This window comes from Amaricoccus sp. W119, assembly GCF_047275745.1.
Taxonomy (GTDB): Bacteria; Pseudomonadota; Alphaproteobacteria; order Rhodobacterales; family Rhodobacteraceae; genus Amaricoccus.
Genome location: NZ_JBKQWU010000001.1, coordinates 347,774 through 371,362, shown reverse-complemented (window position 1 = coordinate 371,362; position 23,589 = coordinate 347,774). Strand labels below are relative to the sequence as shown.

At 69.2% G+C, this 23,589-nt stretch carries 23 protein-coding genes and 1 tRNA gene; 10 read left to right on the top strand and 14 right to left on the bottom strand.

Translation table 11 applies throughout. The annotated features are described in order from the left end of the window. Positions 1 to 509: 509 nt before the first annotated feature. From ACLJK8_RS01715 to ytfQ, 6 genes are all read right to left on the bottom strand, one after another. Positions 510 to 585 (bottom strand) — tRNA-Thr (locus ACLJK8_RS01715). A 487-nt stretch (positions 586 to 1,072) separates the two neighbouring features. Then, the gene (locus ACLJK8_RS01710; protein WP_413148247.1) at positions 1,073 to 1,804 is read right to left on the bottom strand and encodes a FadR/GntR family transcriptional regulator; all 732 of its coding nucleotides are present in this window, start codon (positions 1,802 to 1,804) and stop codon (positions 1,073 to 1,075) included. A gap of 4 nt (positions 1,805 to 1,808) precedes the next feature. After that, positions 1,809 to 2,819, bottom strand: a complete 1,011-nt coding sequence (gene yjfF / locus ACLJK8_RS01705; protein WP_413148245.1) for a galactofuranose ABC transporter, permease protein YjfF — start codon at positions 2,817 to 2,819, stop codon at positions 1,809 to 1,811. Further along, positions 2,816 to 3,838 (bottom strand): ABC transporter permease, encoded by a 1,023-nt coding sequence (locus ACLJK8_RS01700; protein ID WP_413148244.1) that lies wholly within the window; start codon positions 3,836 to 3,838, stop codon positions 2,816 to 2,818. Before ACLJK8_RS01700 ends, yjfF begins: the two co-directional genes overlap by 4 nt. Next, entirely contained in the window at positions 3,835 to 5,364 is a 1,530-nt protein-coding gene (gene ytfR / locus ACLJK8_RS01695) for a galactofuranose ABC transporter, ATP-binding protein YtfR (RefSeq protein WP_413148243.1), read from the bottom strand. Before ytfR ends, ACLJK8_RS01700 begins: the two co-directional genes overlap by 4 nt. Before the next feature lie 108 nt (positions 5,365 to 5,472). Continuing rightward, positions 5,473 to 6,435 (bottom strand): galactofuranose ABC transporter, galactofuranose-binding protein YtfQ, encoded by a 963-nt coding sequence (ytfQ, locus tag ACLJK8_RS01690; protein ID WP_413148242.1) that lies wholly within the window; start codon positions 6,433 to 6,435, stop codon positions 5,473 to 5,475. A 356-nt stretch (positions 6,436 to 6,791) separates the two neighbouring features. Between ytfQ and ACLJK8_RS01685 the strand changes: the two genes are divergently transcribed. Together ACLJK8_RS01685 and ACLJK8_RS01680 are read left to right on the top strand one after the other, a co-directional pair. Further along, entirely contained in the window at positions 6,792 to 7,733 is a 942-nt protein-coding gene (locus tag ACLJK8_RS01685) for a Gfo/Idh/MocA family protein (protein ID WP_413148240.1), read from the top strand. Beyond that, a complete protein-coding gene (locus ACLJK8_RS01680) occupies positions 7,730 to 8,827 on the top strand; it encodes an aldose epimerase family protein (RefSeq protein ID WP_413148238.1) in 1,098 nt (365 codons plus the stop codon). Before ACLJK8_RS01685 ends, ACLJK8_RS01680 begins: the two co-directional genes overlap by 4 nt. Before the next feature lie 29 nt (positions 8,828 to 8,856). Here ACLJK8_RS01680 and ACLJK8_RS01675 read toward each other — a convergent pair whose 3' ends face one another. From ACLJK8_RS01675 to araD, 4 genes are read right to left on the bottom strand one after another with little or no spacing between them, the layout of a single operon-like run. Beyond that, positions 8,857 to 9,738, bottom strand: coding sequence for an SMP-30/gluconolactonase/LRE family protein (locus tag ACLJK8_RS01675; protein WP_413148236.1), 882 nt, complete (start codon positions 9,736 to 9,738; stop codon positions 8,857 to 8,859). After that, positions 9,735 to 10,349, bottom strand: a complete 615-nt coding sequence (locus tag ACLJK8_RS01670) for a 2-dehydro-3-deoxy-6-phosphogalactonate aldolase (protein ID WP_413148234.1) — start codon at positions 10,347 to 10,349, stop codon at positions 9,735 to 9,737. The genes ACLJK8_RS01675 and ACLJK8_RS01670 overlap by 4 nt, the downstream gene beginning before the upstream one ends. Positions 10,350 to 10,354: 5 nt before the next feature. Further along, the gene (locus ACLJK8_RS01665) at positions 10,355 to 11,362 is read right to left on the bottom strand and encodes a 2-dehydro-3-deoxygalactonokinase (protein WP_413148232.1); all 1,008 of its coding nucleotides are present in this window, start codon (positions 11,360 to 11,362) and stop codon (positions 10,355 to 10,357) included. Next, positions 11,362 to 13,107, bottom strand: a complete 1,746-nt coding sequence (araD, locus tag ACLJK8_RS01660) for an L-arabinonate dehydratase (protein WP_413148230.1) — start codon at positions 13,105 to 13,107, stop codon at positions 11,362 to 11,364. Before araD ends, ACLJK8_RS01665 begins: the two co-directional genes overlap by 1 nt. Before the next feature lie 227 nt (positions 13,108 to 13,334). Between araD and ACLJK8_RS01655 the strand changes: the two genes are divergently transcribed. Next, positions 13,335 to 14,351 (top strand): LysR family transcriptional regulator, encoded by a 1,017-nt coding sequence (locus tag ACLJK8_RS01655; protein ID WP_413148228.1) that lies wholly within the window; start codon positions 13,335 to 13,337, stop codon positions 14,349 to 14,351. 133 nt (positions 14,352 to 14,484) lie between these two features. Here the strand turns inward: ACLJK8_RS01655 and ACLJK8_RS01650 are convergent, their stop codons facing one another. After that, positions 14,485 to 15,135 carry a PAS domain-containing protein gene (locus ACLJK8_RS01650; protein ID WP_413148227.1) on the bottom strand — a complete coding sequence of 217 codons (651 nt, stop codon included), beginning with the start codon at positions 15,133 to 15,135 and terminating at the stop codon, positions 14,485 to 14,487. A 195-nt stretch (positions 15,136 to 15,330) separates the two neighbouring features. Here ACLJK8_RS01650 and ACLJK8_RS01645 point away from each other — a divergent pair, with 195 nt between their 5' ends. From ACLJK8_RS01645 to ACLJK8_RS01635, 3 genes are read left to right on the top strand one after another with little or no spacing between them, the layout of a single operon-like run. Further along, positions 15,331 to 16,227 carry a YicC/YloC family endoribonuclease gene (locus ACLJK8_RS01645; RefSeq protein ID WP_413148226.1) on the top strand — a complete coding sequence of 299 codons (897 nt, stop codon included), beginning with the start codon at positions 15,331 to 15,333 and terminating at the stop codon, positions 16,225 to 16,227. 3 nt (positions 16,228 to 16,230) lie between these two features. After that, entirely contained in the window at positions 16,231 to 16,884 is a 654-nt protein-coding gene (gene gmk / locus ACLJK8_RS01640; RefSeq protein ID WP_413148225.1) for a guanylate kinase, read from the top strand. After that, a complete protein-coding gene (locus ACLJK8_RS01635; protein WP_413148224.1) occupies positions 16,881 to 17,411 on the top strand; it encodes a gamma carbonic anhydrase family protein in 531 nt (176 codons plus the stop codon). Before gmk ends, ACLJK8_RS01635 begins: the two co-directional genes overlap by 4 nt. 104 nt (positions 17,412 to 17,515) lie before the next feature. On the opposite strand, the gene ACLJK8_RS01630 is transcribed toward ACLJK8_RS01635, so the two are convergent. After that, a complete protein-coding gene (locus tag ACLJK8_RS01630; protein ID WP_413148223.1) occupies positions 17,516 to 18,184 on the bottom strand; it encodes a histidine phosphotransferase family protein in 669 nt (222 codons plus the stop codon). A 60-nt stretch (positions 18,185 to 18,244) separates the two neighbouring features. Between ACLJK8_RS01630 and ACLJK8_RS01625 the strand changes: the two genes are divergently transcribed. The 3 genes from ACLJK8_RS01625 to ACLJK8_RS01615 all read left to right on the top strand — a co-directional run bounded on the left by ACLJK8_RS01625 (position 18,245) and on the right by ACLJK8_RS01615 (position 20,324). After that, positions 18,245 to 18,430: a DUF3553 domain-containing protein gene (locus ACLJK8_RS01625; RefSeq protein ID WP_413148221.1), complete on the top strand. Its 186-nt coding sequence runs from the start codon at positions 18,245 to 18,247 to the stop codon at positions 18,428 to 18,430. A gap of 272 nt (positions 18,431 to 18,702) precedes the next feature. Further along, complete coding sequence (locus ACLJK8_RS01620) at positions 18,703 to 19,479, top strand: GNAT family N-acetyltransferase (RefSeq protein ID WP_413148220.1); 777 nt, start codon at positions 18,703 to 18,705, stop codon at positions 19,477 to 19,479. Continuing rightward, positions 19,476 to 20,324, top strand: a complete 849-nt coding sequence (locus ACLJK8_RS01615; RefSeq protein WP_413148219.1) for a lysophospholipid acyltransferase family protein — start codon at positions 19,476 to 19,478, stop codon at positions 20,322 to 20,324. Before ACLJK8_RS01620 ends, ACLJK8_RS01615 begins: the two co-directional genes overlap by 4 nt. Positions 20,325 to 20,366: 42 nt before the next feature. Here the strand turns inward: ACLJK8_RS01615 and moaA are convergent, their stop codons facing one another. Continuing rightward, complete coding sequence (gene moaA / locus ACLJK8_RS01610) at positions 20,367 to 21,374, bottom strand: GTP 3',8-cyclase MoaA (protein ID WP_413148217.1); 1,008 nt, start codon at positions 21,372 to 21,374, stop codon at positions 20,367 to 20,369. 688 nt (positions 21,375 to 22,062) lie between these two features. Here moaA and ACLJK8_RS01605 point away from each other — a divergent pair. Further along, the gene (locus ACLJK8_RS01605; protein WP_413148216.1) at positions 22,063 to 22,788 is read left to right on the top strand and encodes an autoinducer binding domain-containing protein; all 726 of its coding nucleotides are present in this window, start codon (positions 22,063 to 22,065) and stop codon (positions 22,786 to 22,788) included. Here ACLJK8_RS01605 and ACLJK8_RS01600 read toward each other — a convergent pair. Beyond that, on the bottom strand, positions 22,772 to 23,527 hold the full coding sequence (locus ACLJK8_RS01600) for a DNA alkylation repair protein (protein WP_413148214.1): 756 nt from the start codon (positions 23,525 to 23,527) through the stop codon (positions 22,772 to 22,774). The two genes, ACLJK8_RS01605 and ACLJK8_RS01600, sit on opposite strands and share 17 nt — an antisense overlap. Between the last annotated feature and the right edge of the window lie 62 nt (positions 23,528 to 23,589).

Sequence of the window (23,589 nt, the reverse complement as noted above, 5' to 3'; positions counted from 1 at the left end):
CCCTTTCATCGGCAGTGAGGTGGGCATAATCTGACATGGCAGCACCGTTATCTGTTTGGCGACAGACGGATACCTCATCCGTCAACGGTGTTGCACTTCACGATGGAACTCACCCAGAGCGAACAGTGGCGCCGCCATCCGCCCCGCTCATACCATCAGGGCTCAGGAATGCCGGTAAATCGAGGTCCTCAGCTTCTTCTCGACTCCGCCTGAGGCGCGGAAATTCACGCTCCAGCGTCGCCCTCCCGATGGCGTGACCTGAAGGTAGCGCCCCTTCTCATCGCCGACCTTGCAGGGCCGCTCGCGGGGCCCAGGGCGCGGATAGCGGAATCGTGAGGGATATCCTGGGGGCCTTTCGTTTCCGGTCATCGGAAAGGCCCCCAGATCGACCCTCACCTTGGCCCGGCTTGGGGCGAACGCAGGCGATCACTGGGTGACCAGCTAGATCCAGATTATGCCTTGTTTTCTGGACTTTATCAATCAACCACGACGATCGGCGGACAGGAAAGTGGTGCCGCGTGAGGGAATCGAACCCACGACCTTCGCTTTACAAGAGCGCTGCTCTACCTGCTGAGCTAACGCGGCGCCGGACCGTCTTATAGCGGCGGAGCGGGACCGCGTACAAGCCTTCGCACCAACCGTCCCGCCGTGCCTGGGCCGGTGGGCGCCCTCGGCACCTCCGTTCTCCCCGGGGGTCTGCCCGGCTTCATGGCGAGCCTTCACCCACGGAGATGATGGCGTCGATCACGGACGGGGTGAGTCTCGCTCCCTGCCCATCGGCCATTGTTCCTGGACCTCTTGGCGAGCCGCCTGACGCATGCGTTTCGAGAATTGCTGCTTGATGCGTTTCAGCGCCCCGCGGCGCCACTTGTACATCCGCCGGGTTCGGCGCGAGAACACGTCGTCATCGATCCCGTTTGATGATCCGCGATTTCCCATCACCGCCGTTGCGCTCCCTCATCCTTCCGGCCGATCCACGGCTGGGACCGCGCGCGGTGCCCGCGGCATTGGACCTCAGCCTGCGACCCGAACCACGCGATCCGCCCGCTCGGGCGGATCCGGCTTACCGAGTTCATCGCCCGAGCACATCCTGCACGCGCGCCACGCCGTCGTCGATCACGAAGCGCATCGCGTTGGCGGCGCGCTCGGGATCGCGCGCGGCGATCGCATGGGCGATGCGGAGGTGGTTCGAGGCGCAGGTGGAGATCCCGCCCGGGGTCACGGCGGGCGAGGAGAGGTGCAGCGATACCGCCAGCGCCGCTTCGATCAGGCTCGAGACCGAGCGCATGAACGGGTTGCGCGAGGCGTTGGCGACGGCGATGTGGAATTCGAGGTCGACCTTGGCGAAGGATTCCTCGCTGTGCTCGGGCCGGTCCATGCGCTCGGCGATCGCGTAGAGCTCCAGGATCTCGTCATTGGTCGCATGCCGGGCGGCGAGGGCGGCGGCCGAGGGTTCGAGCGCCAGCCGCATCTCCGCGAGATGCACCACGAATTCGAGATCGACCCCGGCGCTCAGCCGCCAGCTCATCACGTCGGAATCGACGAAGTTCCAACGCCGGTCCTCGAGCACACGCGTGCCCACCCGCGACTTGGCCTCGATCAGCCGTTTCGCCGCCAGCGTCTTCATCGCCTCGCGCAGCACCGTGCGCGAGACGCCGAAGCGTTCCATCAGGTCGTGGTCGCCCGGCAGGATCGACGCCTGGGGGATCTCGCCCGAGACGATCGCGCGGCCGAGTTCTTCGACGACGTGGCCGTGGCTGCCGCGCGGGCGGGGGCCGTGTATCCGGTTGTCGAGGATGCCCATGGTCCTAACCTCCGGCGACGGCGCGCCCTTCCCCGGTTCCGCCCGCCCGCTCGTGGAACAGCAATATGACGCGGCGCAGCACGATGAAGAGGAAGAGCAGCAGGCCGATGACGATCTTCGTCCACCACGATGACAGGGTTCCGTCGAAGACGATATAGGTCTGGATCAAACCCTGGATCATCAAGCCGAAAAACGTGCCGGCGACGAGGCCGGAACCCCCGGTCAGCAGTGTTCCGCCGATGACGACGGCGGCGATCGCGTCGAGTTCGACGCCGACCGTCGCGAGCGAATAGCCGGCGGAGGTGTAGAGCGTATAGGCGAGCCCGGAGAGGCCGGCGAGGAAACCCGAGAGCGCGTAGAGCCCGATCGTCGTGCGCCGGATCGGCACGCCCATCAGCTCCGCCGACTGCGCGCCGCCGCCGAGCGCATAGACATTGGCGCCGAAGCGTGTCCGCCCCGCCAGCAGCGATCCGGCGATGAAAACCAGCAGCATCAGCATCGCGAGGAAGGTGAGCCGCCCGCCGCGCCCGGGCAGACGGAAGTAGAGGTCGGTCAGCTGCTCGAGGAACGGATGCGAGATCGGTACCGATTCCGTCGAGATCAGGAAAGCGGCGCCCCGCGCGAGGAACATCCCCGCCAAGGTGACCACGAAGGGCGGCATCGAGAGCCCGTGGATCATCAGACCCATCGCCGCCCCGAAGGCGGTCGAGAGTGCGAGCGCCAGCGTGAAGGCGAGCGCCGGATGCACGCCCTCGCGCACGAGAACCGCGACGAAGACGCTCGTAAAGGCGATGACGGAGCCGATCGAGAGGTCGATGCCGCCCGAGAGGATGACGAAGGTCATGCCGACCGCCGCGATGCCGAGGAAGGCGTTGTCGGTGAGGAGGTTCCCCGCGACCCGCATGGACAGCATGTTCGGGAACTGCGCCACGCAGAAGGCATAGGCTGCGAGGAAGATCAGCACCGTCGCCGCGAAGGGCAGGTTCCGGGCGCGAATGAGCGGTGCGCGGGTCATGTCCGGGTCCCCTTCGGGTCGCGGAATCCGGCGCGGACGCGGGCCGCGGCCGCGAGGCTGTTCGCCACGACCGGCGATTGCAGTGCGAGGATCACGACGATGACCACCGCCTTGATGATCAGGTTGAACTCCGGTGGCCAGCCGGAGATCAGGATGCCGGTATTGAGCGACTGGATGATCAGCGCGCCGACGAGCGAGGCGGAGATCGAGAACCGTCCGCCCGAGAGCGCGGTGCCGCCGATCACCACGGCGAGGATCGCGTCGAGCTCGAGCCAGAGCCCGGCGTTGTTCGCATCCGCGCCTCGGATGTCCGCGGTGACGATCATCCCCGCGATCGCGGCGCAGAGGCCGGCGACGGCGTAGACGAAGACGATCAGGAACCGCGCCTTGATCCCGATCAGCATCGAGGCGCGCCGGTTGATCCCGACCGCCTCGATCAGCAGGCCGAGTGCCGAGACGCGGACCAGCAGCCCGACAGCGATGCCGGTCATGACCCAGAGGATCACCGGCATCGGCACGCCGAGGACCGCGCCGGAGCCGAGGAAGGCGAAGCCGGGATCGTTGAAGGTGAGGATCACGCCCTCGGTGATGAGCTGCGCGATGCCCCGGCCCGCGACCATGAGGATGAGCGTCGCGATGATCGGCTGGATATCGGCGATCCCGACGAGAAGCCCGTTCCAGACGCCGCAGACGAGGCCGACGCCGAGCGCCGCGACGATCACCACCGGCAGCGCATGCCCGGCGGCGACCATCGAGGCCGCCACCGCGCCGGTGATCGCGATCGTCGCGCCGACCGAGAGGTCGATCCCCTTCGTCGCGATGACGAGCGTCATGCCGACCGCGAGCAGCGCCACCGGTGCCGCGCGGACCAGCACGTCGATCGGGCTGCCGTAGAGGCGGCCGTTCTGGAAGGTCACGTCGAGAAACCCCGGCGCGATCAGGGAAATCGCCGCGAGAACGAGTGCCAGCGCCACGAGTTGCGGCGCGAGGCGGCGGAGGCGGGAAGTGAGCCAGGTCACGCGGCGGTCTCCTTTCCGGTCGCGGGATCGGCGGCCATGGCACCCATGATCGCCTGCGCCGAAATCTCCGCGCCCTTCAGCTCGCGCACGTGGCGGCGGTCGGCGAGCACGATCACGCGGTGCGAATAGGCGACCAGTTCCTCGAGCTCGGACGAGATGACGACGAGCGCCATGCCCTCGGCGCAGAGCTGCTCGATCAGGCGGATGATCTCGGCATGGGCGCCGATGTCGATGCCGCGCGTCGGCTCGTCGAGGATCAGGAACCGCGGCTTCGTGGCGAGCCAGCGGGCGAGGATCACCTTCTGCTGGTTGCCGCCGGAGAGAAACTTGATCGGCCGTTCCGGCACCGGCGGGCGGATGTCGAGCGCGCGGATGTAGTGGCGCGCGAGGTCGGACTGTTCCCGCGGCGAGAGCGGCTTCGCCCAGCCGCGATGCGCCTGCAGCGCCAGGATGATGTTCTCGCGGATCGACAGATCGCCGATGATGCCGTCGCTCTTGCGGTCCTCGGGGCAGAAGCCGAAGCCATGGCTGACCGCATCGGGCGGGGAGGTGATCGCGACCGTCTCGCCGTCGATCTCGGCGTGCCCGGTATCGGCGCGGTCGATCCCGAAGAGCAGGAAGGCCGTCTCCGAGCGCCCCGAGCCGAGCAGCCCGGCGATGCCGACGACTTCGCCCGGGCGCACGTCGAGGTCGAAGGGCGCGACGCTGCCCCGCTTGCCGTAGTCGCGGAAGCGGATTGGGGCCGGTCCCTCAGCCGCGCTCTCGGCCATGTCGGGCCGGTGATGCGTCTCCTCGGCGAGTTCGCGGCCGAGCATCATGCCGATCAGGTCGCGTTTCGGCAGATCGGCGATGGCGCGGCTGCCGACGAATTCGCCGTTGCGCAGCACCGTCACCCGATCGGCGATCGCATAGACCTGATCGAGAAAATGCGTGATCAGCACGATCCCGAGGCCGCGCGCCTTCAGTTCGCGCAGGATGCCGAAGACGAGCTCCACCTCGCGCGCGTCGAGGCTCGCGGTCGGCTCGTCGAGGAAGAGCACCTTGCCCGAGAGATCCGCGGCGCGGGCGATGGCGATGATCTGGCGCACCGCGACGGAGTAATGCGCGAGCGTCTCGCCCGCGTCGAGATCGAGGCCGTAACCGGAAAGCAGCGCCTTGGCGTCACGCTCCATCCGCCGCCGGTCGATGAGCCCGAAGCGGCGCGGCTGGCGCCCGAGATAGAGGTTCTCCGCGACGGTCAGGTTCTCGAGGAGATTGACCTCCTGATAGACCGTGCCGATGCCAAGCTCCTGCGCCTCGCCCACGTCGCTCGGCGAGACCGGCTGACCTTCGAGCGCGATTGACCCCGCGTCCCGTCGGTAAGCGCCGGTCAGGATCTTCACCAGCGTCGATTTCCCGGCGCCGTTCTCGCCGAGCAGCGCGTGGATCTCGCCCGCGCGCAGGTCGAAATCGACGTTCTCAAGCGCGCGGATGCCGAAGAAGGATTTGGAGATCCCCCGCGCTTCGAGCAGTGCGTGAGCCGCCATGCCCCGAACTCCCTCAGATGGCTTCTCAGTCGTGGCCTGCCTGCGATGGCGCGCGCCGGCCGCGGTCGGCGGCGCCGAGGGCGGGGCGCGAAGCCCCGCCCGGACGGATCAGTAGCCGAGATCCTTCTTGGACTCGTACACAGCCTGCGGATCATCCTCGGCCGTGAAGAGCTTCGATTCGGTCTGGATCCACTTCTCCGGCTCGGTCCCGTCGCTGAGATAGGCTTCGAGCACGTCGAAGGCCGGCCCGGCCATGTTCGGCGTCAGTTCCACCGTCGCATTCGCCTCGCCATTCGCCATCGCGAGGAAGATGTCGGGCACCGCGTCGATCGAGACGATCTTGATGTCGGTGCCGGGGTTCAGCCCGGCTTCCTTGATCGCCTGAATCGCGCCGACCGCCATGTCGTCGTTATGCGCATAGACGGCGCAGATATCGGCACCGCCGCCCTCGGCCTTGATGAAGCTCTCCATGACTTCCTTGCCCTTCGTGCGGGTGAAGTCGCCGGTCTGGCTCCGGACGATGGAAATGTTGGCGTGGCCGGCGAGCGCCTCCTCGAACCCCTTCTTGCGGTTGATCGCGGGCGAGGAACCGGTGGTGCCCTGCAACTCCACCACCTTGCATTCCGCGTCCCCCACCGCGCCGACGAGCCAGTCGCCCGCGACCTTGCCCTCATGGACCTGATCGGAGGTGACGGCGGTCAGGTAGAGATCCTCCGAAGCGTCGATCTGCCGGTCGAGCAGTATGACCGGGATCTCCGCCTCCTGCGCTTCCTCCAGCACGCCGTCCCATCCGGTCGCGACCACGGGGGCGATCAGGATCGCGTCCACGCCCTGGGCGATGAAGCCCCGGACGGCCTTGATCTGGTTCTCCTGCTTCTGCTGCGCGTCGGCGAACTTGAGGTCGATGCCGCGCTCCTTCGCCTGCTGCTGGGTGACAGTGGTCTCCGCGGCGCGCCAGCCGGATTCCGAGCCGATCTGGCTGAAGCCGACGGTCAGCGCGCTGGCGGCGACGGTGCTGGCGAAAGTGGCGAGAATGGCGGCCGCTCCGGCGGTCGCGACAGTGCGGAACATGGTATCCTCCTTGGGTGCGCGAGGTCTTGTGGTGCCTCTGTCGTGCTGGATATAATAGTACAAATTACCGATCAACGGAAAGATGGAATCCGATGATGCATCGGCTTCGTGCTCCGGAACAATGAGATGGTATCAGGGCAATATACTGAGAATATGAGATTAATATTGATTCTAGGGTGCCGCGCACAAGCGATGCCGATATCCGTCGATCACGCTCCGGTGGCATAATAGTATGATTTTTAAGCAAATTGACGCGGCCTCGGATCGCGGGCCAGACTGGTCGGGGCGAGAGGCCGCGCGGGGCCTTCGCGAATCGCCCGGGTTCGGGCGCCGGCAAGGAGGGGATCGGGGAAGCAATGGCATTGAAACTTGCGCTCGTGGGGCTCGGGAAGATCGCCCGGGACCAGCATCTGCCGGCGATCGAGGCGACGCCCGGCGCGCGCCTCGCCGCGATCGCGAGCCGGAACGCCGGGCTCGATGGACTGCCTTCCTACGCGACGATCGAGGACCTGCTCGCGGCCGAGCCTGAGATCGACGCGGTCACGCTCTGCACCCCGCCCGAGGGCCGTTTCGGCCAGGCGATGGCGGCGCTCGGCGCGGGCAAGCATGTCATGCTGGAGAAGCCGCCCGGCGCCACCCTTGCCGAGGTCGAGGCGCTGCGCCGCGCGGCGGAAGCCGCGGGTCTCACCGTCTTCGCGACCTGGCATTCGCGCGAGGCGGCGGCTGTCGCGCCCGCCCGTCGCTGGCTCGCCGAGCGCGAGGTCCGGAGCGCGCGGATCATCTGGAGGGAAGACGTGCGCCAGTGGCATCCGGGTCAGGCCTGGATCTGGGAACCGGGCGGGCTTGGCGTCTTCGATCCCGGTATCAACGCGCTCTCGATCGCCACCGCGATCCTGCCGGGGCCGCTCGCCGCGATCCGGAGCGCACTCTACTTCCCCGCGAACCGCGCCACGCCGATCGCGGCTGAGGTCGATATGGTGATGGCCGGGGGTATCCCCGTCACGATGGAACTCGACTGGCGCCAGACCGGTCCGCAATCCTGGGACATTCTCGTCGAGACGGATCGCGGGTCGCTGCGGCTCTCGAAGGGCGGGGCGGAACTCGCGATCGATGGCGGCGCGCCGGTGGCGGAACCGGACGAGGAGTACCGCCGGCTCTATGCCCGTTTCGTGGAGCTCATCGCCGCCGGGCGGTCGGATGTGGATCTCTCGCCGCTGATGCTGGTCGCCGATGCCTTCATGATCGGCCGGCGCCATGAGGTCGAAGCCTTCCACGACGCAGCGGAGGACCGGTCATGACCGCCGCGGCCGAGCGGGTCGAGGCCGGCGACGGTGTCGAGGCGGTCACGCTGTCGCTCGGGCCGGTCCGCGCACGGCTCCTGTCGCTCGGCGCCACGCTCGCGGCGCTGGAACTGCCGGATCGGGACGGTCGGCCGGACGACATCCTGCTTGGCCACGACACGGTGGCGGAATACCGCGGCCATCGCGGTTTCCTCGGCGCGACCGTCGGCCGCTATGCCAACCGGATCGCCGGTGGGCGGTTCGCGCGCGACGGAAACCAGTATCAGGTCGCGCCGAATGACGGGCCGAATGCGCTGCATGGCGGCGCCGACGGCTTCGACCGGCGAAACTGGGAGATCAGCGAGGTCACTGGCGGGAGCGGGCCGGCCGCCCGGTTCCGCCTCGTCAGCCCCGATGGCGACCAGGGCTTTCCGGGCCGGCTGGAGGCGGAGGTGATCTACAGTCTCGCCGACGAGGGTGGCGAGATTGTGCTCGACATCGAGATCTCCGCGCGGAGCGACAGGCCGACGCCGGTCAACATGACCAACCACGCCTTCTTCAACCTCGAAGGCAATCTCGCGAGCCCGGATCTGATGCGCGACGTGCTGGATCACCGGCTGACGATCCATGCGAGCCGCTTCCTTCCCGTGACCGCCGAGGCCATTCCCGAGGGCGGACCCGAACCGGTCGCGGGGACGCCGTTCGACTTCCGCGCGCCCCGGCGCATCGGGGACGCGATCCGCGCCGGAACGCCGCAGCTTCTGCGCGGGCGGGGCTACGATCACAATTTCTGCCTCGACGGCGTGATCGGCGGGGCGGAGGGCTGGGTCGGGGCGGGTCCGCTGACCCTGGCGGCCGAGGTCTGGGCCCCGGTTTCGGGCCGGGTACTGCGGCTCTGGACGGACCAGCCCGGATTGCAGTTCTATTCTGGCAACTTCCTCGACGGAACGGTTCCGGGCAAGGGCGGGGTGGCGCCGCGGGCGGGCGATGCCTTCTGCCTCGAGCCGCAGGCCTGGCCCGACAGTCCGAACCGGCCGGATTTCCCCTTCGCCTGGCTGGAGCCGGGGCAGGAGTACCGGCACCGGACGCGGCTCGGCTTCTCGACGCGCTGAGGCCCGCGACGGCCCCGCGACGACTGGGGTCAGGGGACCCGCGCGCGCGGCGGGGCGATGCCGATCGCGCGGACGCGGCGGGAGAAGGTGGCGCCGGCGAGCGGCTCGGCGGCGCGCGCCGTCTCGGACAATCCCTCCCAGGCCGAGGTGACGACCAGCTGCGAGAGGTCCGGCCCCGAGAAGGCGGGGCAGGTGACGCGGCTGGCGGGGAAACCCTCGGAGAACAGCAGGTGCCCGTCTGGATCGTAGCAGGCGACCCGGCCCGAACCCCATTGCGCGTTCCAGAACCGCCCGGCGGTGTCGATCACCGCGCCATCGGGGTGCAGCTTCTCGTCGCGGAGGTCGAGGAACACCTGCTTCTCCCCGGTCGGCCAGCCGGTCACCGGATCGAGCGTCTGCTTCCAGACCGTCGAGGTGGGCGTGTCGGCGAAATAGGCGCGCGCGCGATCCTCGTCGAAGCAGATCGCATTCGGGATGCTGATCGCCTCGTGCAGCTTGCGCAACTCGCCCGCGTGATAGCGCCAGATCGCGCCCTGGCCGCGTTCGCCAGTCTTGCTCATCGTGCCGATCCAGAAGCCGCCCCAGGGATCGGCGCGGCCGTCGTTGGAGCGGATATCCCGCCGATCCGCCTCCAGCGGCGCGAGAAGCCGCCGCTCGCCGGTCGCGAGGGTGAAATCCCAGAGCCCGGTTTCCGAGGCGAGCAGCAGCCGGTCATGGTCGATCCAGCCGGCGGCGGAATGCATCTCGTCGAAGTCCCAGACCAGTTCCTCATCGTCCTGCCGGCTCAGGAGCCGCTGGCCGAGGATGTCGAACCAGAACAGCTGGCGGCGGTCCGGGTGCCAGAGCAGTCCCTCGCCAAGCTCGCAGATCCTCGGGTCGAAGACGTCGGCGGTGTCGGGGCTCTCTGTCATCGGGCCTTCTCCAGCGCGGCGTCGTAGGCGGCGACGATCGCCTTCGCGGCGGCGGCCGTGTTCTCCGGGCTCTGCCCCGGCCGGTAGAGCGCGGTGCCGATGCCGAACCCCTGCGCGCCCGCGTCGAACCAGTCGCTGAAGTTCGATGCGTCGGCGCCGCCCACCGCGTAGATCAGCGTCTCCGGCGGCAGGACCGCGCGGATCGCCTTGAGCCCGGCGGTGCCGATGAGGAAGGACGGGAAGATCTTGAGCGCCGTCGCTCCGGCGCCGAGCGCGGCGAAGCATTCGGTGGGGGTCAGCACGCCGGGATAGGACGCCATCCCGGCGGCGCGGGTCGCGGCGATCACGTCGGTGTCGCAGTTCGGCGAGACGACGATCCGGGCGCCGATTCCGGCGAGCCGCGCGACCGCCTCGGTGTCGAGCACCGTTCCGGCGCCGATCTCGGCCGCCGATCCGAAGTCCCGGACCAGGACTTCGATGCTGTCGAACGGATCGGGTGAGTTGAGCGGCACTTCAATCAGGGTGATCCCCGCGTCGATGAGCGCTTGCGCATGGGCGGGCGCTTCCTCGGGGCGGATGCCGCGCAGAATGGCGACCAGATGACGGGCCATGGTGATCACTCCGTATCGACAAGACGCGCGCGGGCGGCGCGGAGGCCCGCGAGCGTGGCTTCGGTGGCATGCAGGCGCTTCGGCTCGGGCGCCCCGGCGATGGCGAGCGCGGCGGCGTAGAGCTCCGACAGCCGTCCCGCGCCGATGATGACGAGGGACCGGCCGGCCCAATCCGCGCCGCCCCGCGCGGCGAGTTCGGCGCCGATCAGGAGACCGGAGAGCCTTCCCGCCCCGCTGTCGGGCCGCGATCCCCCGAGCAGCCCCTCGGCGCGGATGCCGAAGAACGCGGCGGGCACGGCATCCGGATCGGCGAGCGCCTCCGCGACCGCCGTCGCGAAGGCGGCGTCGAAGCCGGCCGCGTCCTCGCCCGCACCCGCGAGCCCGTGGCGCAGGACCGAGCGGGTGGCGAGAAGCTCATAGAGTTCGCCGGTCAGGAAGCTCTGGAAGCCGGTGACCTCGCCGCCCGCGACGGATGCCCATTTGCAATGCGTCCCCGGCAGGCAGATCTCGCCTTCGAAGCCGGGGTCGCGGGCGAGGGCGCCGGCGATCTGGGTTTCCTCGCCCCGCATCACATCCGCCCGGGGCGAGGTCTGGCTCAGACCCGGCAGGATCAGGACCTTGAACCCTTCGGGCGCGTCCGGCGGGCTCACGGCGCCGGGTCCGAGCGGCGGCGTCGGGACCGGGAGGTAGGGCGCCTCGCACCAGCCCTGCCGCGCGCCTGCCATGCCGCAGACCAGCACCGGCAGCGGCCGGCCCGCGTCGCGCGGCGTCCAGCCCCGGGCGAGATCCCCCAGCACCCCGGGATAGTCGGAGGCGGCGAGCCGCCCCATGCCGCGGTCGGAAGCGCGGCAGCCGAGCACCTCGCCCGCGTCGGTCATCGCCCAGGCGCGCAGGTTGCTGGTCCCCCAGTCAACCGCGATCCAGTCGACCACCGCGGGTTCGAGAGGCGCGGCTTCGGCCTCCCTGACGCCCGCGCTCGCCTTCACGACCCCACCCATCAGTGTCCCGCCCATCAGTGACTGTCCTTGCCCACGGGCGCGCCGCGGCAGCCCTTGAGGAAGTCGAAATCCGCTCCGGTATCGGCACCCTGCACATGGGTATGGAAAAGCTGCGCGTAGCCGCCGTTCGGCGCGGCGACATGGGGCTTCCAGCCGCCCAGGCGGTCGGCGAGGTCGGTCTCGGTGATGTCGAGATGGATGCGCCGGGCCTCGACGTCGATCTCGATCATGTCGCCGTCGCGCACGACCGCGAGCGGGCCGCCGACCGCGGCTTCCGGCGAGGTGTGCAGGACGACCGTGCCATAGGCGGTGCCAGACATGCGCGCGTCGGAGATGCGCACCATGTCGGTGATCCCCTTGCGGAGCACCTTGGGCGGCAGGCCCATGTTGCCGACCTCCGCCATGCCGGGGTAGCCCTTCGGCCCGCAGTTCTTCAGCACCATGACGCAGGTCTCGTCGATGTCGAGCGTCTCGTCGTTGATCTTGCGCTTGTAGTCGTCGATGTCCTCGAAGACGACGGCGCGGCCCCGGTGCTTCAGGAGATGGGCCGAGGCGGCGGAGGGTTTCAGAACCGCGCCGTTCGGGGCGAGGTTGCCGCGCAGGACGGCGATGCCGCCATGCTCGGTCAGCGCGCGTTCCGCCGGCAGGATCACGTCCTCGTTGTGGTTGCGAACGTCCTTGACCTGATCCCAGATCGACTCGCCCGCGACGGTCAGCGCCTCCTTGTGCAGCAGCCCCGCCTCGCCGAGCCGCCGGATGACGACGGGCAGGCCGCCGGCGTAGAAGAACTCCTCCATCAGATACTTGCCCGAGGGCATCAGGTTCACGATCGTCGGCACGTCGCGGCCGAGCCGGTCCCAGTCATCAAGGGTCAGGTCCACGCCAACCCGCCCCGCGATGCCGAGCAGATGGATGACCGCGTTGGTCGAGCCGCCGATCGCCCCGTTGGTCCGGATCGCATTCTCGAATGCGTGTTTGGTCAGCACATCCGAGGGTTTAAGATCGTCCTTCACCATCTGGACGATCCGTCGCCCCGTGAGCTGCGCCATCATCCTGCGCCGCGAGTCGACCGCGGGGATCGCCGCGTTGCCCGAGAGGGCCATGCCGAGCGCCTCGGCCATCGAGGCCATGGTCGAGGCCGTGCCCATCGTGTTGCAGGAGCCGGGCGAGCGGCTCATCGAGGCCTCCGCCTCGGAGAATTCCTCCGGCGTCATCTCGCCCGCCTTCACGGCTTCCGAGAATTTCCAGAGATGCGTGCCCGAGCCGACCCGCTCGCCCCGGAAATAGCCGTTCAGCATCGGCCCGCCGGTCACCACGATCGAGGGCAGGTCGCAGGAGGCGGCGCCCATCAGGAGCGAGGGCGTGGTCTTGTCGCAGCCGACCATCAGCACGCAGCCGTCCATCGGCTGGCCCCGGATCGCCTCCTCCACCGCCATCGCGGCGAGGTTGCGGAACATCATCGCGGTCGGCCGGAAGGCGCTCTCGGAGGCGGAGAAGACCGGCACTTCGACCGGGAAGCCGCCGGCCTCGTAGATGCCCCAGCGCACCCGCTCGGCGAGATCGCGCAGATGCGCGTTGCAGGGGGTGAGTTCCGACCAGGTGTTGAGGATGCCGATCACCGGGCGGCCGTCGAAGAGATCCGCCGGGAAACCCTGATTGCGCATCCAGCCCCGGTGATAGATCTGGTCGCGGCCGGTGCCGCCGAACCATTCCTGCGAGCGGAGACGGCGGGGCCAGGGTTTCGGGGTGAAGGCGGTCATGGCAGGGCTCTCCGTGGTCTGTCCGGGTGATCCGCTCGGGTGATCCGTTCGGCTCGACGGTCCGGCGCCGGGGCTGTGGCTCCGTCAGGGTGGTCACAAGCGGGCGGCGGTGACAACCGTCTCCGCCCCGGTGGCCGCCCTGGCTCGTCCCACCGCGTTTTCACTCGGCATGACATATCAATCAAATTACATTGTTGGCGATAGTCTTGCCATGAATGGTATGTCCCATGCCGCCCGAACCGGTCCTGAACCTCAAGCTCAGCCAGCTTCGCCTGATCGCGGCGATCGCGGAGCACCGACAGTTGCGGGTCGCGGCCGATCTGCTGGCGATCACCCAGCCCGCGGCCTCGCGCATGCTCGCGGAGATCGAGCGGATCGTCGGCGCGCCGCTCTTCGAGCGGCATGCCAAGGGGATGGCGCCGACGCCGATGGGGCGGGTGATCGCCCGCCGGGCGCATGGAATGTCGGTCGAGATGCGCGATCTGACGCGTGAAGTCACGGCACTGCGCGAGGGGCGGGCCGGGCAGGTCGCGGTGGGCGCGGTGACCGGGCCGGCCGTGGGCTATGTCGTGCCGGCGATCCGCAAACTCCGCGCCGAGGCGCCGGAGGTCGAGGTCCGGGTCGATGTGGCGCCCTCGGCGGCGCTGGTGCGCGGGATCGGCGCGGCGGACTATGATTTCGTGCTCGGTCGCCCGCCGCCGGGGGCCGATCGCGGGGCCTTCTCGCTCCGGCCCGCCTGGCATGAATCGGTGAGCTTCCTGGTGCGGCGCGATCATTCGCTGGCGGGCCGTGACCGTGTCGCGCTCGCCGACATCCGGGCCTTCGACTGGATCATTCCCGAGCCCGGGACGCCGATCCGGACCACGGTCGAGGACGCGCTCTCGCGTGCCGGTTTGAGGCCGCCGCCGAGCATCGTCTCGACGTCCTCCCTGGTGGTGATGATCGCCTTCCTGTCACGGACCGACGCGGTCGCGCCGATGGCGCGGGAGGTGACGCGGATGATGACGCGCCCACCGGTCAGCGCGGGGTTCGTCCAGCTCAGGCCGGAGAGCGATCTGCTGGTCTCGCCCTATTACATCATCCGCGCGCGGGGACGATCGCTCTCGCCGGCGGCGCTGCGTCTTCTCGCGCTTGTCGAGGAGGAGCTCGACGCCCGCGCGCCCGACGAGGACGCTGATGTGGCGGAGGCCCGGAGAGGGGAGGGCGGTGCGCGCGACGCGCCCGCCGGAGGATCGTTGGGCTGATCGGCCCGCTGGACAGGCGAATTGGCGGGTCAGCCTGATGGTCGGGCCAGCCGAATGGTCGGGCCAGTCGGCCCGGATCGGTCAGGCTCGATTATCCAGACGGATCGGGCAAAGTCGATCCCGTGCGACCGGATCAGTCGGACTCGACGATGCGCAGGCGCGGGCGGGGCCTCTCCCGGCCGCCGGATGCATCGGGGTTGCCCTCGATCGCGCGGAGCTTCGGCGGCGCGCCCGCGAAGGCCGGCTGATCCTCCGCGAAGCCGGGCAGGGCACGGCGTGTCGTCTCGGCCCGCGGCTGGACGCTGGTCTCGACCGGGCGGACCGTCGCGTCGCGGATCGTGAAGGAGAGCGGCGGAGTGAAGTAGTCGCTTTCCGCGCCGAGGCAGCCGAGCACGCGGTTGATCTCGCCGAAATCCCCGCGCAGCGGCATCAGCAGCATGCTGCCCCGGAAGGCGCCCGAACGGGTCCGCGCCTCGAGCTGAAGCTCGACCACCGCGGGCTCTGCCATCGCGACGTTGAGCAGCCGCTCGAACCGCGCGCGGTCGGGTTCGCCGATCAGGAACGCCGCCTCCATGCCGCGGACTTCCATGTCCATCATCTCGCAGATCTTCATGCCCGCGAGCCGGACCCGCAGGTTCTCCGGGCTGAGCCGCTCGAGGATGAACATGTTCTCGAGCGCGGATTCGAACTCGCGCGGATCTATCTCCGCGCGATAGGGCGCGACGCGCCCGGCACGCAGGCGGTCCCAGTAGGAGTGGAGGGAGGTGAGCATCGCATCGTTCATTTCGAAACTTGACCCGGCCTGACCGCCTGTTTACCTCTCACTCGGATACACGCGGTCATTGGTTAATGAATTCCTCACAGCCTAGCCGGGATCGCGGTCCAAGTCGCGGAATTCGCACTCTTGTCGTTAATGCACGCCGAATTTGCCTAAATTTTGAGCGCGGTGGTGAGGTCAGGCCCGCGCGGGGGTTCGACAATGCCACTCGCTTCCATGACGGGATTCGCGGACCTATCGGGAACGGTCGACGACGTCTCCTGGGCCTGGGAGGCGCGAAGCGTCAATGGGCGCAATCTGGACCTGCGACTGCGGCTGCCGGAAGGTTTCGAGGGGCTCGAGGCGCCGCTCAGGCTGGCGCTCGGGAAGGTCCTGAGCCGGGGGTCGGTGACCGTCGGACTGCGCGTATCGCGCAACGGCTCCTCCGGGACGCCCCGGATCAGCTCCGCGGGGCTCGCGATGGCGATCGAAGCCGCCGAGGTCGCCGGCGAGGCCGCGGCCCGGCGCGGCCTGCATCTCGCCCCGATGACGGCGGCGGATCTGCTTTCGGTGCGCGGCGTGCTGGAACCGGACACGTCTCCGCCGGCCGAGAACCCGGAGGTGATCGCGGTGCTCGGCGGGACGGTGGAGCCGCTCGCCGCGAAGCTGCGCGCGGCGCGGGCCGAGGAAGGGGCCGAGGTCACCCGCATCGTCGGCGGACGCATCGACCGGCTCGCCGAATTGGTCGCCGAGGCGCGGACGGTGGCGGAAGCTCGGGGACCGCGGACCGCGGCGCTGCTCAGGCAGCGGGTCGACGCGGTTCTCGGCCAGACCGGCCAGATCGACGAGGCGCGGCTCGCCCAGGAACTGGCGCTGATCGCGGTCAAGGCGGATGTGACCGAGGAACTGGACCGGCTCGACGCGCATGTCGTCTCCGCGCGCAAGCTCCTGGAAAGCGATGGCCCGGTCGGGCGCCGGCTCGATTTTCTCACGCAGGAGTTCAACCGCGAGGCCAATACGCTCTGCGCCAAGGCCGGCTCCGCGGATTTGACAGCGATCGGGCTGGAGATGAAGGTGGCGGTCGACCAGTTGCGTGAGCAGGTTCAGAATGTGGAATAGAAGATGAGCGTCGCGCCGACCCGGCGTGGCCTCCTGATCATCCTCTCCTCGCCATCCGGGGCGGGGAAATCGACGTTGTCACGCCGCCTGCTCGCCAGCGATCCCAATGTGCGGTTCTCGATCTCGGCGACAACACGGGCGCCCCGGCCGGGCGAGGTGGAGGGCGAGCACTACTATTTCACCGACCGTGCCGAGTTCGAGGCGATGGCCGAGGCGGATCAGATGCTCGAACATGCCGAGGTCTTCGGCAACCTCTACGGCAGCCCCCGCGCCCCGGTGGAGCGGGCCATCTCGACGGGGCAGGATGTGCTCTTCGACGTCGACTGGCAGGGCGGCCAGCAGATCCGCAATTCGAGCCTGCGCGACGCGGTGGTGACGATCTTCATCCTGCCGCCTTCGATCGCCGAACTCGAAGCGCGGCTCCGGGCGCGGGCGCAGGACAGCGCCGAGGTGGTCGCGGGCCGGATGGCGAAATCGCGCGACGAGATCAGTCACTGGGCCGAATACGACTACGTGCTGGTGAACCGCGATCTCGACGCCTGCGAGGTGGAGCTTCGGGCGATCATCGCGGCCGAGCGCCTGAGGCGCGACCGGAGGCCGGAACTGCTCGGGATCGTCGCCGGGCTCAACCGCGAATTCGAGGAGAGGATGACATGACGGTGCTCTACACGCTCGACGGGATCGCTCCGGAGGTGCCCGAGGACGGCGACTACTGGGTGGCGCCCGGCGCGCGGCTCATCGGCCGGATCATCCTGCGCCGGGGCGCTTCCGTCTGGTTCAACGCGGTGCTGCGCGGCGACAACGAGCCGATCACCATCGGCGAGGACAGCAATGTCCAGGACGGCTGCGTGATGCACACCGACATGGGCTTCCCGCTCGAGGTCGGCGCGCGGTGCACGATCGGGCACATGGCGATCCTGCATGGCTGTACCATCGGCGAGGGGAGCCTGGTCGGCATGGGCGCGACGGTGCTGAACGGGGCGAGGATCGGCGCGGGCGCGCTGATCGGGGCTGGCGCGCTCGTCACGGAGGGCAAGGAGATCCCGGACGGCGCGCTGGTGATGGGGCGCCCCGGCAAGGTCGCGCGCATCATGTCCGAGGACGAGATCGAGAAGATGCGCGGCGGCGCGGCGCGCTATCGCGAGAACATGCGCCGCTTCCGCGACGGGCTGTCCCCGGCCTGACAGTCCCCGAGGGTATCCCGTCTCCGGGCCAGCATCGTCGGGGCCGTGCGGAGACCGCCTCGGGCCGGTATCCGCACGGGCAGTATCGGCCCGGCCGTTATCGCTCAGGCCGGAATCGCGCGGGCGAGGCCGGGACCGATGAGGCTGAGTTCGGCCGTGTTCGCCGAGAACCGGCGCTCGGCGTGGTAACCGCGCGCCGTCAGGGCGCGGCGCAGGAGCTGGAACTGCACATTGTCGGGCCGGGGCTCGGGAACCGGCGCGCCGCTCGTGACATGCAGCCAGAGCTCGGCCGGGGCGTTGACCCGGCACTCCTCGGCGCGAAGCTGGACCCGGTCGTCGGCCAGGGACACCACCACGTCGCCTCCCATCGGCAGGCTGCGCTCGAAGCAGAGGATCGCGAGAAAGGCGATCTGGGCTGCGGTGCGGGACATCGTGGTCGCCTCGCCGTCGATCCAGGTCACGCCGAACCGGCCCGCGTAGAGCGCATCCGTGATCTGCCGCGCCTCGTCGACGGACTGCCGGGCCCTCTCGTCGGCCGGTCCGAAGGCGATCCGGTAGAAGCGGAGCCGGGCGAGGGCGGTTCCGAGGCTGTCCGAGATGAGAGCCAACTCGGGACCCCCGCCCGCGTTCCGACCGGTGCTCTCCGTCATGCGCAGGAGTTCGAGCCCGTTGCCGATGGCCCCGATCGGGCTTATCAGGTCATGACAGAGACGCGCGCTGACCAGCGCCGCGAGTTCGGGCGCGTTTCCGGTTGCGAGTTCGGGCGCGCTCATGCCTTCAACTCCCGTGCCTTCAACCGCCACGCCCTCAACCCCGCGAATGGATGGCCGGTCATGAACGAATTCCTCGAGCCCGGAAACCTCGTACGCCATCCCCTCCAGCCCGATTGGGGGCTCGGACAGGTGCAGTCGAAGATCGGTGACAGGATCACCGTGAATTTCGAACACGCCGGCAAGGTGGTCATAGACGGCTCCCGTGTTGAGCTCTGGCCGGAATTCGGGTCTGGCGATAGTCACTAGCAGGTCGCAGTGGACTATTAAATATTTGTGAACAGGGCCGGATTCACCCCTGATTCACTTGATCGCCCGGGGTGAGGGTTTGAATGACGGCCCCCGACCGGGTAAGCAGGGAGAGGCGGGTCGAAGGGGAGCCCGCGTCGCCGCCGGGGCGCTCATGTCGGTCAACCTCAGTCGGTATCAGGTGAAGCTCGCCGATTGCGCGGAGGAGGTCGCCGCCGCGCAGCGTCTGCGCTATCGCGTCTTCGTCGAGGAGATGGGCNGCCGGGGCGCTCATGTCGGTCAACCTCAGTCGGTATCAGGTGAAGCTCGCCGATTGCGCGGAGGAGGTCGCCGCCGCGCAGCGTCTGCGCTATCGCGTCTTCGTCGAGGAGATGGGCGCCGAGGCGACGCCGGATCAACGCGCCGCGCGGCGCGAATGGGACGCGTTCGACGGCTGGTTCGATCACCTGCTGCTCGTCGATCGGGCGAGCACGGCCGGGGACCCGCTCGACCGGGTGGTCGGCGCCTACCGGCTCCTGCGCGACGAGGTGGCGCGTTCCGGTCCCGGCTTCTATGGCGCCAGCGAATACGATCTCGGCCCGATCCTGTGCGATGGCCGGCGCAGCCTGGAGCTTGGCCGCTCCTGCGTGGCGAAGGAGCATCGCGGCGGCCCGGCGATGCATCTGCTCTGGAACGGCCTCGCCGAATACGTGCTGGACCGCCGGATCGAGATCCTGTTCGGCGTCGCGAGTTTCGCCGGCGCCGATCCCGCGCCCTACGCGGAGGCGCTCGCCTATCTTCACCGCCACCACCTCGCGCCCGAGGATCTGCGCGTGCGCGCGCGCGCCGAGGCGTACGTAGCGATGGAAACACCCGGCGAGATCGACGAGAAACGCGCGCGAAAGATGATCCCGCCGCTCATCAACGCCTATCTGCGGCTTGGCGGCTGGGTCGGCGAGGGTGCCTTCGTGGACAGGCGCTTCAACACGGTCGATGTCTGCGTGGTGATGGACACGACGCGGATGACCGAGCGGTACCGTTCCTTCTACGAGCGGGGGCGCGCGGCGTGAGAGCCGGCTGGAACGGCGCCCGGCCTCCGGACCTCGGGCCGCTCACCATCGCCGAGCGGGCGCGGCTCTGCCTCAGGGCGCCGCTCGCGCTCCTGTGGCTCCTCGGGTCCTTCGCGATCTTCCTCGTGCTTCGGGGTTTCGACCGGCTTCTCTCGCGGCGGGGGGACCGGGCGGTCGCGCCGGGAGTGGTGCGGGTCTGGGCCCGCGGGGCGCTTCGCCTGCTCGGGCTCCGGACGGAGGTTCGCGGAACGCCGATGCGAATGCCGGGGGCTCTGGTCGCGAACCATTCGAGCTGGCTCGACATCGTGGCCCTGCAAAGCGCCGCGCGGGTGAATTTCGTCTCCAAGGCCGAGGTGGCCTCCTGGCCGGTGATCGGCTTCATCGGCCGCGCCATCGGCACCGTCTTCATCGAACGCCGCGCGACCGAGGCGCGGCGGCAGGCCGAGACGCTCGGCGCGCGTCTCGCCCGGGGCGACCGGCTCTGCCTGTTCCCGGAAGGGACCAGCAGCGACGGACAGCGGGTGTTGCCGTTCAAATCCTCGCTCTTCGGCGTCTTCCTGGAGCCGGAGATCGGCGAGGGGGCACGAACCCAGCCGGTGACGCTCCGCTATCACCCGAGGCCGGATCTGCCGGCGACGCTCTACGGCTGGTGGGGCGAGATGGAATTCGGCGGGCATCTCGTGTCGCTGCTGGCCCGTTCGGCGGGGGGCCGCGTCGAGATCACCTTCCACCCGGCGCTCGATCCCGCGGCGCTGGGCAACCGGAAGGCGCTGTCCTCGGCGGCGGAAACGGCGGTGCGGAGCGGTTTCGGGGCGGTGGAGGTCCGCGAAGTCGCGCGCGGCTGAGTCCCTCCACCCCGGCCAAGCCTGGGCGCAAGCCCGGCTCCCTCAGCCGCCGGTATGGCTCATGTGACGGCTGACCTGCCCGGAGACCTTCTGGCGGGAATAATCGAAATCGTGCCCCTTGGGCTTGCGCGCGATCGCCGCGCGGATCGTCTCGCGGAGCGGCGCATCGTCATCGGGATGGGCGCGCAGGGCGGCGCGGAGATCGGCGTCGTCCTCCTGGCCGAGGCACATGTAGAGCTGTCCCGTGCAGGTGACCCGGACCCGGTTGCAGCTTTCGCAGAAGTTATGCGTGAGCGGCGTGATGAAGCCGATGCGGCCGCCGGTCTCCGCCACCCGCGCGTATCGGGCGGGGCCGCCGGTCCGCTCCGCCGTATCGGTCAGCGTCCACCGCGTATCGAGATCGGCGCGCAGGTCGCGCAGCGAATAATACTGCTCGAGCCGGTCCTCGTTGCCGAGATCGCCCATCGGCATGACTTCGATGAAGGTCAGATCGTGCCCGCGCTCCCCGCACCAGGCGACGAGGTCGTGGATCTCGCCGTCGTTGATGCCCCGAAGCGCCACGGTGTTGATCTTGACCTTGAGGCCGGCCTCGGCGGCGGCGTCGATCCCGTCGATGACCTGCGCGAACCGCCCCCAGCGGGTGATCTCCGCGAAGCGCCGCTCATCGAGCGTGTCGAGCGAGACATTGATCCGTCGCACGCCGACCGCTGCGAGATCGAGGGCGAAGCGGCGCAGCTGGCTGCCGTTCGTCGTGAGCGTCAACTCGTCGAGGGCGCCGCTCTCGAGATGGCGCGCCATGCCTTCGAAGAATGTCATGATCCCGCGCCGGACCAGCGGCTCGCCGCCGGTGATCCGGAGCTTGCGCACGCCGAGCGAGATGAAGGTGGAACAGAGCCGGTCGAGTTCCTCGAGCGTCAGAAGCTCGGCCTTGGGCAGGAACTCCATATGCTCCGACATGCAGTAGACGCAGCGGAAGTCACAGCGGTCGGTGACCGAGACGCGCAGATAGGTGATCGCGCGCGCGAAGGGATCGATGAGTTGCGCTGGCATGCCTGAAGACGCCCCTCCCCGGCGTTACCCTGGATCTAGACGCCGCGGTGCGCTGTTTCAAGGCTCGGCCGCCCCCTCGGGCCGCCCCAGGCGCCGGATCGCGGACAGGGTTCGTCCGGCGTGACTCCGGGGGAAGGAGGTGTTTTCGCCGCGCGGCCTGGCGCGTCGGAATGTCCATCCTGAACGATGCCGCGCCGCGGCGAGACGTGCCCCGTGCGCGATGCGCGATCCGCATCCGATGCGGTGGAAGGACGCGCGCCAAACCGGGCTGTTCACCGCGTCCGAATGGCCACTTTCCGCTTTGCTCCGCGGCATCGGCCGGGTTTCGCTGCCCGTGACGCTTCGCCGGCCCGACATGGCCACGACATTCGGCATGTCGAAGCCGGGCATGTTGCGCCGCGACAGCTTCCGGACCGGCGCCGCGGATCATGACTGGCCAGTCGGTGACCCGCGCGGCCCCGTGGCCCGATGGACCCGCGGGCGATGCGGGGCGCGGCGTGTGGCCCGAGTGGGTGTCCTTTTGCCGCGGGCCGCCCGCCCCCCGCCACCGCCGCGTTCCCGGTCATACGGCGCGATGCGCTTGAGCCCGCCGTCGGACCTTCGTAGGAGGGGCCCGCGTCGCCGAGAGCACTTTATTAGCCGGTCCGGGTGCTGCTATAAGCGGCTCGCGCGATTACGGGACAGATGAATGGACGTCGACAGGTTTGAGTCCTTCGTTCAAGCCGTCCTCAGCACCGATGAACTCTGGAGGGCATTGGTGCGGTTTGCCAGGGCGCGGGGTGTTGACAAGATCGGATATCACCACATGCCGCCGGTCGGCGCGCCGGACGACAGCGTGTCGCGCATCCGCAACGCCGGTTTCCCCGCGGAATGGGTCGAATACTATTTCGCAGCCCGTCAGGCCGGCACGCTGCCGATTACCGATCATGCCCGGCGCCATGGCAAGCCGGTCTACTGGGACGACATCGAGACGCTGCGGGAACTGACCGCCGACGAGCGCGCGCATCTCGCCAAGCTTCGCGCGGCGGGGTTCGTCTATGGTCTCGCGGTCCCCGCCTATGGCCCGAACGGCCGCAACGGCATCTTCGAGGTCGCCCTCGCCGCCGGGGTGGAGCGGCTCGATCCGCCGGTACTGGCCGAGTTGAACTGGGCCTGCCAGGCGACGCATCTGCGCTACTGCGCGCTGATCCTGCCCGATATCGGCGTGCCGCCTCCGCTGTCGCGGCGGGAGAAGGAGGTGCTGACCTGGGTGGCGCGGGGCAAGTCCAACGCGGCGATCGCGGCGATCCTCGGCATTTCCGCGCATACCGTCGATGCTCATCTGCGGCGGATCTACCAGAAGCTCGGCGTCTTCGACCGCATCAGCGCCGCGCTCAGGGGCATCGGCTACGGTCTCATCACCTCGGAGGCCTGAGCGACGGGGGCTGGTCTCCAGCATCGGAGCCCCGGCCGGTCAACCGGCGCATGGCCTCCTTCCGCGCGAAGGCCTTCAACTCCCGGCCCGGCCCGTCGAGGAAAGCGATGACCCGGTCGGGGTCGCGCGGCGACAGGCTCCGCAGCCAGGTGCCGATCGCCTTCTGCGTGAACCAGTCGCGATCGGCGACCAGCGTCTCGGCCCAGCCGAGAATCCGTTCCCGCGCCGCGCGATCCGCGGGCGTCGGATGCGTGGTCTTGGCCCAGGGCAGCGTGACGACGAGCGCCGCGCGGCGGACCCAGGGGTTCGGGTCGGTCACCCAGGGTTCCACCACATCGAGCCGGGAGGGTTCCGCCGCGAGCCGCCGCTCGCCCACCTTGCAGGCGTGGTCGGAAATCGCCCAGGCGTCGAACATCGGCGCCCAGCGCAGGAATTCCGCCCAGACCAGCGGATCGTCCGCTCCGAGCCGCGCCTGGGTGAGCAGTTTCGCCGCCGCGATCCGCGCCTCATGGATGTCGCTGTCCCAGAGCCCGGCGGCGAGCGCGACGCGCCCCGGCACATCGAGCGCCGCGCGCCATTCGGCGACCGCCGCGTCGATGCCGGGGTTGGGCAGCCCGAGGTAGCGGCGCGGCGCCTTGTGGTAGGCGGCCATCGCCGGCGCCTCGGCCGGGTCCGCGTCGCGGGCGAGCCGCGCGAGCGCCGCCGGGAGATCGGGGCTCGCAAGATCGAAATCGGACATTGATCGCCGTTCCACCGTCTGTTCCGCCAGTGGCGTCCCATCGGAAAACCGGGACGCGCTGT